Below are 11752 nucleotides of genomic sequence, written 5' to 3'. Positions count from 1 at the left end.
GTCAGCCGGCTTTGGCTTGGCGATCTCCGGTTCAGGCTTGGCAGTGCCGGCCTTCTCCTTGACCGGAGCCGCTTTGGCGGGTGCCGTCTCCGTGGGTTTGATCTCCGCCTTGGGCGATTGCGCCGGTTTTTCAGCCTTCATTTCAGGCGTCGGTTTAACCACCTCGGCCTGCTTGGGCTTGGCTTCCGGCTTGGAGGGCTTATGTCTGGGTTCGACTTTCTTGGTGGCGGGCGCAGTGGAAACGACCACCGGAGCCTTGTCCGGAACGCCTCCTGCAAAATCCTCCAGCGACATCGGCAGGCTGGCTTTCGGCAAGGTCTTGGGTGCTCCCTTGTCGTCTGCGGGAGTGGAAACGGGTTTCTCGGCAGAAACCTTATCCGACGTCACCTTGACCTGAGCCGGCTCGCTTACCGGCGGTTTAGCGGCCACCAAGGCGGTCTGGATGGCATCGGGCTTGTCCAGCAGCTTTTCCGCAGAAGGCGGGGTGATCTCCACCGGCTTGGCGGCAACCACGGAAGCGATGGCGTTGCGACGCCCCTTCCGCGACCGATTTTCCTTGTTCCAGGCAAAATAGGAGCCGGTCAGGGGATATTTCTCCAGAAAGCTCTTGACCCCGGTAAAGACCGCGCGCGCCACATCCTGTTGATGATCCATGCTGGTCAACAGGCGCTCTTCTTCCGGATTGGATATGAATCCTGTTTCCACCAGCACCGAGATCATGCCGGGCTCTTTCAAAACGGCAAAACCCGCCTGTTCCACATGACGGGTATGGAGAGACCCCAGATTATCCAGCCGTCCCAGAATCGAACTGCCCATTTGCAGGCTGTGCGACAACGATCCTTCCACCACCATGTCCGCCAGCACGGAAGCCAGCATGCTGTCGCCGCTCTCCGGCATGTACACACCGCCGATCTGGTCGGCCTTGTTTTCATGATCCGCCAGGGTGGCGGCGAAACGCGAGGTGGCTGTGTTGGCCCCCTTGCGGGACAAGGCGAAAACCGACGCGCCGCGCGCCAGCGGCGATGGCGCGGAGTCCGCGTGGATGCTGATGAATATGTCGGCCTTGTAGCGGTTGCGGGCAATCTTGCGACGATCCTGCAGCGGGATGAAGTAGTCTCCGTCCCGCGTCAGGTAGGCGCGAAAGCCGGGGGCCTTGCGGAAGTTTTCGGCCAGACGGCGGGCAATGGCCAGCGTGACATCCTTCTCGTGGTTGCCCGCTCCGCCGATCGCGCCGGGATCTTCACCGCCATGCCCGGCATCAATGGCCACGATCACCGGCCGTCCGCGGTTTTCGCCGCTTTCTGTCACCGGCTCTTCGGGCTCGGGCGTCTGGGTCGGCTCCAGGGTAACCTTGTCAAACAGGTCAATCACCAGGCGGGGACCGTATTTATCGTTCGCGGGCAGTACGAAGACCTGCGGCCGCACGCTACCGGACAGATTGATCACCAGGCGTTTGCGATTACCGGCGGGTTGAAAGAGAATTTCGTGCACCAGGCCGACATGGGACGGCAGCAAGGGCAAAGCCACGCCCAGCTCGGTGTTTTCCAGCTCGATCACCACCTGCCGGTCATCCTGGCTGGCGAGCGTGTACCGCACCGGTTCGCTGAGGTCGAGGACGACGCGGGTGTTGTCAGGAGCGCGCCAGGAACGGACGCCGGTAATGGTGGCCGCCATGGCCTGGAGGGTGCAAAGCCCCAGCAACAGGGGCGGCAGCAGTCGGAAAGCTCTCATGCAGGAAATCGGGCCAGTGCGGCCTGTCCACGGTTGGATAAAGCGGTGAATGTTAGACGACGGCCTTCCGGAACAACAGCAATCTCCAGTTGAATATCCGGGTTTGGCAACAATCCCCCCCCCTTTTCCGGCCACTCCACCAGCAGCAACGCTTCCGGGGTGAAATAATCGCGGATTCCCATCAACTCCAGCTCTTCCGGATCGCGCAGCCGATAAAGGTCGAAGTGGTATACCGGGCCATCCGTGAGCTCGTAAGGCTCAACCAGCGTATAGGTAGGGCTTTTCACCGCGCCCGCATGGCCGCGGGCGCGTATGAGGCCGCGACTGAGTGTGGTCTTGCCCGCGCCCAGCGTGCCTTGCAGGTAAACCACGCCCCCGTCCGGCAGGGATTCGCCCAGCTTTCGACCCGCCAATTCCATGGCCGCCTCGTCATGGGCCATGACTACCAATTCGGTCATCGGTTCATCAACTCTCTTATGTGTGGTAACAAGTCCGTCGCCAGCAGTCCGCGCTGACCGCCGGTCGCGGCCGCATCGCCGGCCAATGCGTGCACCAGCACCGCTTCCCCCGCTGTCTTCAGGGAAATCCCGAACTGGGCGCACAAGCCGCCCATCAATCCCGCCAGGATGTCGCCCATCCCGGCTGTCGCCATCCCGGGGTTACCCGCCGGGCATAACGACATCCCCTCGCTGGAGCACACCAGGGTTCCCGCCCCTTTCAGAACCACCACGCCGCCGTATCGTTCAACCAGACTCTGCGCGGCTTCGGGCCGGATATCCTGGATGCGGGCGGCGTAGGATTCCAGCAACAGGCCCGCCTCGCCGGGATGCGGCGTCAATACCCGGTTATCCCGCTTGAAAGGCTCCTGCGCCAGCCAGAAGAGCGCATCCGCATCCACCACCATCGGTTTTTGGGACTCCCGAACCAGCGCCCACAAACGTTGCCCCCAGGCCAGCCGCCCCAGGCCGGGCCCGACCACCATCATGTCCGCCGACTCCATCATCAGCACAAGGTCTTCCGCATGAGTCAGTCCGCGCACCATCACCTCGGGGCATCGGGCCAACAGTGCCGAGACGTGCGTCGGATGGGTGGCTACCGAAACCCGCCCTGCCCCGGCTCTCAGGGCCGCCTCCGCCGCCATCATCACGGCGCCGCCCATGCCCTCGTCGCCGCCAATCACCAGAACATGCCCGAAATTGCCCTTGTGCGCATTACGGGGACGCCGTGGAAACCGCAGCTCTTCCTGCGACAGGTATCCGGCGACACCGGTAGGCGGATAAAAATGCGGCGTCAACCGCAGGTGCTTCAGAACCAGTCTGCCGGTATGGGAAGCGCCCTCACCCGTCAGCAAACCCGGTTTGTAGCCAATGAAGGTCACCGTCAACGCCGCCCTGACGGCCATGCCCATGACGGCTCCGGAGTCCGCATTGATGCCGGACGGAACGTCAATGGCGACAACGGGACGTCCCAAATGATTCAGCGCCGAAACCATGGCGGCCAGCATGCCGGTCACGGGCGCATTCAGACCGATGCCAAGCAGGGCATCGACGTAAATTTCCGCCGGCTTCAGTGATCCATCCCACGGCGACATGACGACGCCGGTCTGTTCACAAAGCGCCGCCATGGTCTTGGCGTCCTGGGTTTTAGGCGGGGCGCTGAACTGCACGCAGACATCCAGGCCTGCTTCCCTGGCCAGACGCGCGACCACATAACCGTCCCCGCCATTGTTTCCGGGACCGCAGAGCACCACGATCTTGCGGGCCTGCGAAAACTGCTGGCGCATCAAGGTAAAAACAGCCGAGCCGGCGCGCTGCATCAGTGACTCGGAAGCTATACCGCTGGCAAAAGCCTTTTGCTCGATGTCACGGATCTGGCGTGAGTTGTAAACATGTTTTTCCATGATGGAGCGCTTCCCGATTTTATCTTCCGATTATAATCACGCTTCACCCCCGCTATTGAGTCCGACATGGAAAAAATCCCGACCACGCCTGACGCCGCCACCCTGGCGACGCTGATCCGGCAATGGGGCGCGGAGCTGGGCTTCGGACAGGTGGGCATCAGCGGCCTGGACCTGGGCGATCACGGCGACCATCTGCAACGGTGGCTGGACAAGGGCTATCAGGGGGAAATGGCATGGATGGCCTCGCATGGCGAAAAACGCTGGCGGCCGGAACTGCTGGTGGAAGGCGTGCAAAGCATCATCAGCGTGCGGCTGGATTATCTGGTGGACGCCCCACGCCACCGCCATGTGCCCCAAGAACCAGCGACCGGAGTCATTTCCCGCTATGCACGCGGCCGCGACTACCACAAGACGTTGCGCAAACGCCTGCAACAACTGGCCGACCGGCTGCAGACTGTGGTCGAAGGTTCGGGGCACCGCGTCTTTGTAGACTCCGCGCCGGTGCTGGAGCGGGCGGTGGCCGAACAGGCCGGGCTGGGCTGGATCGGCAAGAACACCATGCTGATTCACCGTCAGGCCGGTTCCTTTTTCTTCCTGGGAGAGCTGTTCACCACGCTGGCGCTGCCGCGTGACGAGGCGGTGAGTTCGCATTGCGGCTCCTGCCGCGCCTGTCTGGACATCTGCCCGACGCAGGCCTTTACCGGCCCTTACGAGCTGGATGCGCGTCGCTGTATTTCCTACCTGACCATCGAATACCAGGGCAGCATTCCTGTCGAGTTGCGGCCGCTGATCGGCAACCGCATTTTCGGTTGCGACGACTGCCAGCTGATCTGCCCGTGGAACCGTTACGCCAAGCTGTCGGCGGAAGCGGATTTTCGCCCCCGGCATGGATTGGAAAACTCGCCGTTATGGGTGTTGTTTGGCTGGACCGAGGAAGAGTTCTTGCGCAAGACCGAAGGCTCGCCGTTGCGACGCACCGGCTATGAAAATTTCCTGCGCAATATCGCCGTCGGCCTGGGAAACGCGCCGCGTTTACCGGAAGTGCTGGCGGCGCTGACAGCGCGAAAGGAAGATGAGTCGGCGATGGTGCGGGAGCATGTGGCGTGGGCGTTGCAACGGCATGCGGACTAGGCGTCCTTCCCCGCCCACTTGTCCACCACCAGGCTGGTAATCAGATCCCCTTCCACATTCACCGCCGTCCGAACCGTATCCAGTACCCGGTCAATCGGAATCAGGATGGCCACCGCCTCGGCGGGCAGGCCCACCGACTGCAACACCATCACCATGGTCACCATGCCCGCGCTGGGAATGCCAGGAGCGCCAATGGAAGCCAGCATCGCCATCAGGCACACCACCACCTGCTGATCCAGACTCAGGGAAATCCCCGCCAGACTGGCCACGAACAGTGCGGCAGCGGCTTCGTACAGGGCCGTACCGTCCATGTTCACCGTCGCGCCCAACGGCACCACAAAACCCGATATTTCCGGCTTCACTTTCAAGTCTGTTTCCAGACAGCGCAAGGTCACCGGAATGGTGGCATTACTGGAGGAAGTGGCAAACGCGGTCAGCAGCGCCGGTCGCGCGCCGCGCCAGAATTGCAGCGGCGATAGGCGCGTCAGCAGCCAGAGCAGGGTTGGGAGCGTGACTGCCCCATGCAGCAGGGTAGTGCCTATAATCACCGCCGCGAAGAACAGCAGGCTGTCCAGCACCGCCAGACTGTCAACCGCCACCAGTTTCGCCAGCAGCGCCATGATGCCGAACGGAGCCAGCTGCATGATCCAGCCGACGATGTGCATGCACAGCGCAAACAACTCTTCCAGTAACTTCAAAATCGTCGGGTAACGCTCGCCCGCCTGCACCACGGCAATGCCGACGAACAGCGCGAACACCACCACGGCGAGGATGTTCGGCTGCGCCAGCGCCGCCACCGGATTGACGAAAATGCCGTGCGCCAGCTTCGCGAAGAACTCACCCGGCGTCAGGCTGGTGACTTCAAATTTGCTGATCGAGTCCTGAAACAGGGACAGATGCAGGCCTTCACCGGGATGGAAGAAATTCGCGGCCAGCAGGCCGGTAATGGTAGCGATGGTAGTCGTGGTGGCCATGAAGCCGAGGGTCAGCTTCCAGACCCGGCCCATGCGCCGGTGCGCGCGCAGATTGGCAACACCCAGAGCGATGGAGCTGAACACCAGCGGAGCCAGCACCATCTTCAGCAAATCAATGAATATACCGCTGACCAGCCCGCAGGCATAAAGGCTTTTCTGCGTGATCGCCGAGTCGGGACCGGCCAGCATCAGCAGCCAGCCCAGGACCAACCCCGCCACCGTGCCCAGCAAAATACGCCTGTTCAGGGAACTAGCGGCGACAGGCTGCTCGGTGGCGGTCATGGCCCTGCTCCCCGGATCAGCTCAGGCGGATGAAGTATTCGCGGTAGTAACGCAGTTCGGTAATGGAGTCGCGGATGTCTTCCAGCGCCTGGTGCGAACTGCGCTTGGTCAGCCCTTCCATGATTTCGGGGCGCCAGCGACGGGCCAGCTCCTTCAGGGTGCTGACATCCAGGTTGCGATAGTGGAAGAAGGCCTCCAGCTTCGGCATGGTGCGGTACAGGAAGCGACGGTCCTGGCAGATGGTGTTGCCGCACATCGGCGACTTGCGCGGATCGACGAAGCGTTGCAGGAATTCCAAGGTCATCGCCTCAGCTTCGGCTTCGTTGATCTTGCTGCGGCGCACGCGCTCGGTCAGGCCGGACTGGCCATGCTGACGCGTATTCCATTCGTCCATCGCGTTCAGCACGATATCCTTCTGGTGCACGGCGATGACGGGACCTTCCGCCAGCACATTCAGATTGACATCGGTAACAATGGTGGCCATTTCAATGATACGATCGGTATCCGGGTTCAGACCGGTCATTTCCAGGTCAATCCAGATCAAATTGGTTTCTTTATCAATGGCCATTGCGCACATCCACGTTAAGTTCCTGAATATCCTGCACTATACATGAGCAAACGCCACCTAAGCCAGCAGCAGACCCAGCGAATCCGGCAACTGCAGGAAAAACGCATCAGCAAGGCCAGCCAGGCCGGTCCTGACGACGACGCCCATCTCGATCCGCCCGGCACCGGGCTGGTGATCGCCCGCTATGGCAGCCGTACCGAGGTCGAAGGGCTGGAAGGGCCGCATGCCGGTGAAGTGTGGCGCTGCCACATCCGCAGCAACATGGAGGCGCTGGTGACCGGCGACCGCGTCATCTGGCAGGCCGACACCACCAGCCAGGCCGGAGTAGTCACCGCCCTGCTGCCCCGCCGCTCACTGCTGACCCGCCCCGATCCCTACCAGCGCATCAAGCCGGTGGCGGCGAACATCGATCGCATCCTGCTGGTGATTGCCCCCCTGCCAACGGTTTCACCGTGGCTGATCGACCGCTATATCGTCGCCTGCGAACACTCGGATATTCCGGTGCTGATCGTGCTGAACAAGTCCGACCTGATGCAGGGGCCCGAAGCCGATGCCCTGCGTGAGCGGCTGGCGGAATATCACGCCCTGGGTTATCCGCATATTGAAGTCAGCGCCTTGGGCGATCTCAGCACACTGCGGCCCGAAATCAGCGGCCGCACCGTGGCGCTGGTCGGACAGTCCGGCGTTGGCAAAAGCTCGCTGGTCAACGTGCTGCTGCCCGAAGCCGCCCAGCGGGTCAACATCATTTCCGACAACTCCGGGCTGGGCCAGCACACCACCACCACCTCGCGGCTGTTTCATTTGCCGGAAGGCGGCATGCTGATCGATTCCCCGGGTATCCGCGAGTTCGGCCTGTGGCATCTGGATGAAGACAGTATCCGCCGCGGTTTTACCGAGATGCGCGAGTTCTACGGCGATTGCCGTTTCCGCAACTGCCAGCATCAGAGCGAACCGGGATGCGCCCTGCGCGCCGCCGCCGAGGCCGGGAAGATCCTGCCGCGACGGCTGGAAAGCATGCACCGCCTGATTGCCGAGAGCAAAAGCCAGTAGAGCCGTTTCCGCCTGCGAGGTATACTCCCGGCGTCCTTTCCGGTGGTGGTTTTCATGTCCCGTTTCTTTGAGTTCCTGATGCACAACGCCGTGCTTGCCGGCGCGTTCTTCAGTCTGCTGGTCGCTTACATTGTGGTGGAAGTGATGCGCGGCGGCCGCTCGGTCAGCCCGCAGGGCCTGTCGCTGATGGTCAACAACCACCAGGCCATTGTGGTCGATGTGCGCGACCCCGCCGAGTTCCGCCTGGGGCACATTACCGGCAGCCGCAACATTCCCTACGCCCGCCTGATGGAACAACTGGGTGAGCTGCCCGCCGACAAGGCGCTGATCATCGTCTGCAACATGGGCCAGGTGGCCGGGACCGCCGCCCGCCAGCTCAAGGCCAAGGGCCTGAACAACGTCTACAAGCTGGAAGGCGGCCTGTCGAACTGGAAAAGTTTGTCACTGCCGCTTGTAAAGCGCTGAGGCATCCCCAACTCCCTGATAATGCTCCGGCCATATCGGCGCGGAGCGTCCGGAGAAGCTCATGGCCCACGTTGTCATCTACACCACGAAAATCTGTCCCTACTGCGTGCGCGCCAAGATGCTGCTGCAAAAGAAAGGGGTGGCATTCCAGGAAATCGACGTCAGCAACGATCATGAGCAGCGCATGAAACTGGTGGAAATCACCCGTCAGCGCACCGTACCCCAGATTTTCATCAATGATCGCCACATTGGCGGTTGCGATGATCTGTACGCGCTTGAGCGGCAAGGCGCGCTCGATCCACTACTTGCCCAATGACCCCATAACTCCAAACAAGGAAACCCATCATGAGTGAACAAGAAAACCAGGGCGGCCAATTCGCCCTCGAACGCATTTTCGTCAAGGACCTGTCATTTGAAGTCCCCAGCTCCAAGGTGTTCCTGGGCGAGTGGAAGCCGGAAATCAATGTCAATCTGGCCACCGAAACCCAGCGCATCGGCGATACGCATTTCGAAGTCACCATGACCGTTACCGTCACCGCCACCAATGCCGGCTCCACCGCCTTTGTGGCCGAAGTGAAGCAGGCCGGCATCTTCATGGTGCAGGGTGTGGCCGAGCCGCAACTGTCGCAACTGCTGGGCGCCTACTGCCCCAACATCCTGTTCCCCTATGTCCGCGAAGCCATCTCGGATGTGGTGAACCGCGGCAGCTTCCCGCAAATGCTGCTGGCTCCGGTCAATTTCGACGCCCTCTACGCCGAAAACCAGCGCCAGCAACAGCAGCAGGCCGCCGCGCCCGCGCCGTTGCAGTAAGCGCTGCATCGTGTCCCGGCCACCTGCCGGGACACCGCTTCACCCCACCACCTCCCCGACCCCCGCAAACCCCTGCTGCCGCCAGGCTTCATACACTGCCACCGCTACCGCATTCGACAGGTTCAGACTGCGCCCGGCCCGCATCGGCAAACGCACGCGCTGACTCTCCGGCAAGGTTTCCAGCAAACTCACCGGCAGCCCCCGACTTTCGGGCCCGAACAACAAAGCATCACCCGGCTCATACCGGGCATCAAAGGCGCTGCCCGTCGTTTTGGTGGTGAAAGCGAACACCCGATCCGGCGTTACGGCCGTCAGAAAGGCTTCCCAGTCCGCATGCACCCGCACCCGCGCCCACTCATGGTAATCCAGCCCTGCGCGACGCAACTTGCTGTCTTCCAGCACAAACCCCAACGGTTCAATCAGATGCAACTCCGCGCCGGTATTGGCGCACAGACGAATGATATTGCCGGTATTGCCGGGAATTTCCGGCTCGAAAAGCACTACATGCATGTTGTGAAATCCCCGGTCCGGGGCCCTTGCCAAATATTTTTGAAAATCGTGTCAACCGATTCCGGGCGCCGACGTTGTTATAGATACATTCAACGGAATGTGCCCCATTCAACCCGTGGAGAATACATCATGAACTTTACCAAGTCCGCTCTGGCCTTCGCTCTGATCGCCACCGCTTTCACCGCTACCCCGGTTCTGGCCCGTGAAGGCATGGGACTGCACATGTCGGAACGCCACAACCTGCACATCGAAGGCACGCACGAACGCCGCAACGGGAACATTATCCGCCGGCAGACTGACCAGCAAGCCACCGACAAGGGCTTCAAGCGTGAAACCGTGCTGACCAACGCCAAGGGCGAAACCGCGACCCGCAATGTCGAAGTGGTCAATGACAAGGAGGCAGGCACGCATACCCGCACCATGACCGGCACCACCTTCGAAGGCAAGCCGATCTCCGGTCAGTCCGTCACGACCAAGACCGACACCGGCTTTACCCGTGAGGGAACATTCACCGGTCCGAATGGTCAGACACGCACCCGTGAAATGGAAGTCAGCACGGAAAGCAACACCGTCACCAAGACCTCGACGACCACCAACCCCAACGGCAAGACCGAGACGCATACCAGCACCCATGTCATCCAGGGCGGCAAGTAAGCGTTCGGGAGCGGGACATGGACAGGCTTGAACCGGCGACGGCTTTTATTTATGGTGACTCCTCGCCAGCCCCTGCCCCGATCAATGCCGCCATGTCCCGAATCGCCTTGGAGCGCTTTGCCCGTGATATCAGCCACCGCGCGCTGCGGATGGCTGAACTGGCGACTCGCAACCGCGAGGCGGCGCTGGATATCGTCCAGGATAGCTTGCTGGCGCTGGTCAGCCGCTATGCCGACCGCCCTGAAAGCGAGTGGGCGCCGTTGTTTCATACCGTGCTGCACAGTCGCATCATGGACTGGAAACGCCGTGAAGCCCGACGTGGGAAATGGCTGGTCTGGCTGCGACCCGCCGAGGATGATCCCGAGGACAACCCGCTGCTGAATGTCCCGGAAATGGTGGATAGCAACCCGGCCCGCTTGCTGGAGCTGGCTTCGGATATCGGCTGCGTGCAGACCGTGCTGGAATCGCTCCCGGTACGCCAGCAACAGGCCTTCCTGCTTCGCGCCTGGGAAGGTCTGGATACGGCGGCAACCGCTGCCGTCATGGACTGCAGTGAAAGCAGCGTCAAAACCCATTATGCCCGCGCCGTCGCCGCCTTGCGCGCCGGATTGGCCGGACAGGGAGCCACACCATGAATTCACCGCTGCGGGATGATCCGCTGGTGCGCAAGGTTATCGAAACGCTGGATCAGCAGGCGGCTGCGCCGGACGCTGAACTGGATGGCCGGGTCCATGAAGCGCTCCGGGGCCGGCACGCGCCCGTTATCACCCGGTATCGGGGTCGCTGGGCTATGGGCGGATTGGCGCTGGCCGCCGGGATTTCCGCCTTGCTGATGCTGCCGCCGTCAATATTACCTTGGCGTCCGGCGCCTGCCCCCGTCGTTCATAACCAGCCGCCCACGGTTGACCCGGAGTTCCTGGACGACATGGAGTTGATTGCCACCCTTGGAGAAGAACCGGATGAAAGCTGAAGCCTTGCTGGCGGGTCTGCTTCTGGCAGCTGCGGGTCATGCCCTCGCCGCCGAACCGCCCGATCCCGCCCTGCTGGAATATCTGGAAGCGTTTGCTGACGACCAAGGCAATGTATTCGACCCTGCCGACCTCGATACCGCCACGCACGTCAATACCCCGGCCACGCCCGCCAAACCGGAGCCCAAGCCTCATGAATAAGCCCGTGATTTTCCTGCTGGCGCTGCTGTGCGCCGCCCCGGTATTAGCGGATGGTACCGACTGGAACAATTTGCCGCCCGAAAGCCGCGATATCCTCAAGCCCTTTCAGCAGCAATGGAAATCCCTGCCCCCGGAGCGCCAGGCCGCCTTGGCCAAACGCGCCGAACAGTGGAAGCACATGACGCCCGAACAACAGGCTGCCGTCCGCGAACGCTTCCAGCGCTGGCAGACCCTGCCGCCTGACAAAAAGGAAAAACTGCTGAAACGCTACGAGGAGTTCAAAAAGCTTCCTCCCGAGCAGCAGGCCGTCCTGAAACGGCGCTGGCAATGGTTCCGTTCACTGCCCCCCGAGGAGCGGGAAGCCTTGAAATCCCGTTGGGAAAGCCTGTCCCCCGCGGAGCGCGCCGACATCAAGGAGCGCCTTCGGGACGCCTCACCGCGTGAACGGCGGCTCATGCGTCGGCAACTGCTTGATTTGCGCCGTTAGCAGACCCTGAATCATCTGAAA

The 11752-nt window shown here is 61.8% G+C and carries 16 protein-coding genes; 10 read left to right on the top strand and 6 right to left on the bottom strand.

Annotation, left to right across the window (positions count from 1 at the left end; all coding sequences use genetic code 11):
* From EV700_RS06980 to EV700_RS06970, 3 genes are all read right to left on the bottom strand, one after another.
* A partial coding sequence (locus tag EV700_RS06980) for an N-acetylmuramoyl-L-alanine amidase (RefSeq protein ID WP_130412145.1) occupies nucleotides 1-1731 on the bottom strand: 1731 nt, incomplete at its 3' end.
* A complete protein-coding gene (tsaE, locus tag EV700_RS06975) occupies nucleotides 1728-2189 on the bottom strand; it encodes a tRNA (adenosine(37)-N6)-threonylcarbamoyltransferase complex ATPase subunit type 1 TsaE (RefSeq protein WP_130412143.1) in 462 nt (153 codons plus the stop codon). The genes tsaE and EV700_RS06980, both read right to left, overlap by 4 nt.
* Nucleotides 2186-3631: an NAD(P)H-hydrate dehydratase gene (locus tag EV700_RS06970; protein WP_130412141.1), complete on the bottom strand. Its 1446-nt coding sequence runs from the start codon at nucleotides 3629-3631 to the stop codon at nucleotides 2186-2188. Before EV700_RS06970 ends, tsaE begins: the two co-directional genes overlap by 4 nt.
* A 66-nt stretch (nucleotides 3632-3697) precedes the next feature.
* Here EV700_RS06970 and queG point away from each other — a divergent pair, with 66 nt between their 5' ends.
* Nucleotides 3698-4762: a tRNA epoxyqueuosine(34) reductase QueG gene (gene queG / locus EV700_RS06965; RefSeq protein ID WP_130412139.1), complete on the top strand. Its 1065-nt coding sequence runs from the start codon at nucleotides 3698-3700 to the stop codon at nucleotides 4760-4762.
* Here queG and EV700_RS06960 read toward each other — a convergent pair.
* A complete protein-coding gene (locus tag EV700_RS06960) occupies nucleotides 4759-6018 on the bottom strand; it encodes a dicarboxylate/amino acid:cation symporter (protein ID WP_130412137.1) in 1260 nt (419 codons plus the stop codon). The genes queG and EV700_RS06960 overlap by 4 nt on opposite strands.
* A gap of 16 nt (nucleotides 6019-6034) precedes the next feature.
* Nucleotides 6035-6586 (bottom strand): oligoribonuclease, encoded by a 552-nt coding sequence (orn, locus tag EV700_RS06955; protein ID WP_130412135.1) that lies wholly within the window; start codon nucleotides 6584-6586, stop codon nucleotides 6035-6037.
* Nucleotides 6587-6628: 42 nt separating this feature from the next.
* Here orn and rsgA point away from each other — a divergent pair, with 42 nt between their 5' ends.
* From rsgA to secB, 4 genes are all read left to right on the top strand, one after another.
* Nucleotides 6629-7636 carry a small ribosomal subunit biogenesis GTPase RsgA gene (gene rsgA / locus EV700_RS06950; protein ID WP_130412133.1) on the top strand — a complete coding sequence of 336 codons (1008 nt, stop codon included), beginning with the start codon at nucleotides 6629-6631 and terminating at the stop codon, nucleotides 7634-7636.
* A 54-nt stretch (nucleotides 7637-7690) separates the two neighbouring features.
* Complete coding sequence (locus tag EV700_RS06945) at nucleotides 7691-8101, top strand: rhodanese-like domain-containing protein (protein WP_130412131.1); 411 nt, start codon at nucleotides 7691-7693, stop codon at nucleotides 8099-8101.
* A gap of 61 nt (nucleotides 8102-8162) precedes the next feature.
* Nucleotides 8163-8417, top strand: coding sequence for a glutaredoxin 3 (gene grxC, locus EV700_RS06940; protein WP_130412129.1), 255 nt, complete (start codon nucleotides 8163-8165; stop codon nucleotides 8415-8417).
* A 29-nt stretch (nucleotides 8418-8446) separates the two neighbouring features.
* Nucleotides 8447-8911: a protein-export chaperone SecB gene (gene secB / locus EV700_RS06935; protein WP_130412127.1), complete on the top strand. Its 465-nt coding sequence runs from the start codon at nucleotides 8447-8449 to the stop codon at nucleotides 8909-8911.
* 39 nt (nucleotides 8912-8950) lie between these two features.
* Here the strand turns inward: secB and EV700_RS06930 are convergent, their stop codons facing one another.
* On the bottom strand, nucleotides 8951-9421 hold the full coding sequence (locus EV700_RS06930; protein WP_130412125.1) for a tRNA (cytidine(34)-2'-O)-methyltransferase: 471 nt from the start codon (nucleotides 9419-9421) through the stop codon (nucleotides 8951-8953).
* A gap of 129 nt (nucleotides 9422-9550) precedes the next feature.
* Between EV700_RS06930 and EV700_RS06925 the strand changes: the two genes are divergently transcribed.
* Genes EV700_RS06925 through EV700_RS06910 form a run of 5 tightly spaced genes read left to right on the top strand, consistent with a single transcriptional unit; the run spans nucleotide 9551 to nucleotide 11731 of the window.
* Nucleotides 9551-10075: a hypothetical protein gene (locus EV700_RS06925; RefSeq protein ID WP_130412123.1), complete on the top strand. Its 525-nt coding sequence runs from the start codon at nucleotides 9551-9553 to the stop codon at nucleotides 10073-10075.
* A 17-nt stretch (nucleotides 10076-10092) separates the two neighbouring features.
* The gene (locus tag EV700_RS06920; RefSeq protein WP_207224601.1) at nucleotides 10093-10710 is read left to right on the top strand and encodes an RNA polymerase sigma factor; all 618 of its coding nucleotides are present in this window, start codon (nucleotides 10093-10095) and stop codon (nucleotides 10708-10710) included.
* Nucleotides 10707-11045, top strand: a complete 339-nt coding sequence (locus EV700_RS06915) for a hypothetical protein (RefSeq protein ID WP_130412122.1) — start codon at nucleotides 10707-10709, stop codon at nucleotides 11043-11045. Before EV700_RS06920 ends, EV700_RS06915 begins: the two co-directional genes overlap by 4 nt.
* A complete protein-coding gene (locus EV700_RS16815) occupies nucleotides 11035-11244 on the top strand; it encodes a hypothetical protein (RefSeq protein WP_165391364.1) in 210 nt (69 codons plus the stop codon). The genes EV700_RS06915 and EV700_RS16815 overlap by 11 nt, the downstream gene beginning before the upstream one ends.
* Nucleotides 11237-11731, top strand: coding sequence for a DUF3106 domain-containing protein (locus EV700_RS06910; protein WP_165391363.1), 495 nt, complete (start codon nucleotides 11237-11239; stop codon nucleotides 11729-11731). Before EV700_RS16815 ends, EV700_RS06910 begins: the two co-directional genes overlap by 8 nt.
* Nucleotides 11732-11752: the final 21 nt, after the last annotated feature.

The sequence above is a fragment of the Fluviicoccus keumensis genome (genome assembly GCF_004217445.1).
GTDB lineage: Bacteria > Pseudomonadota > Gammaproteobacteria > Pseudomonadales > Moraxellaceae > Fluviicoccus > Fluviicoccus keumensis.
Note: the sequence above shows the minus strand (reverse complement) of the source record. Positions and strands in the feature narration are given on the sequence as shown.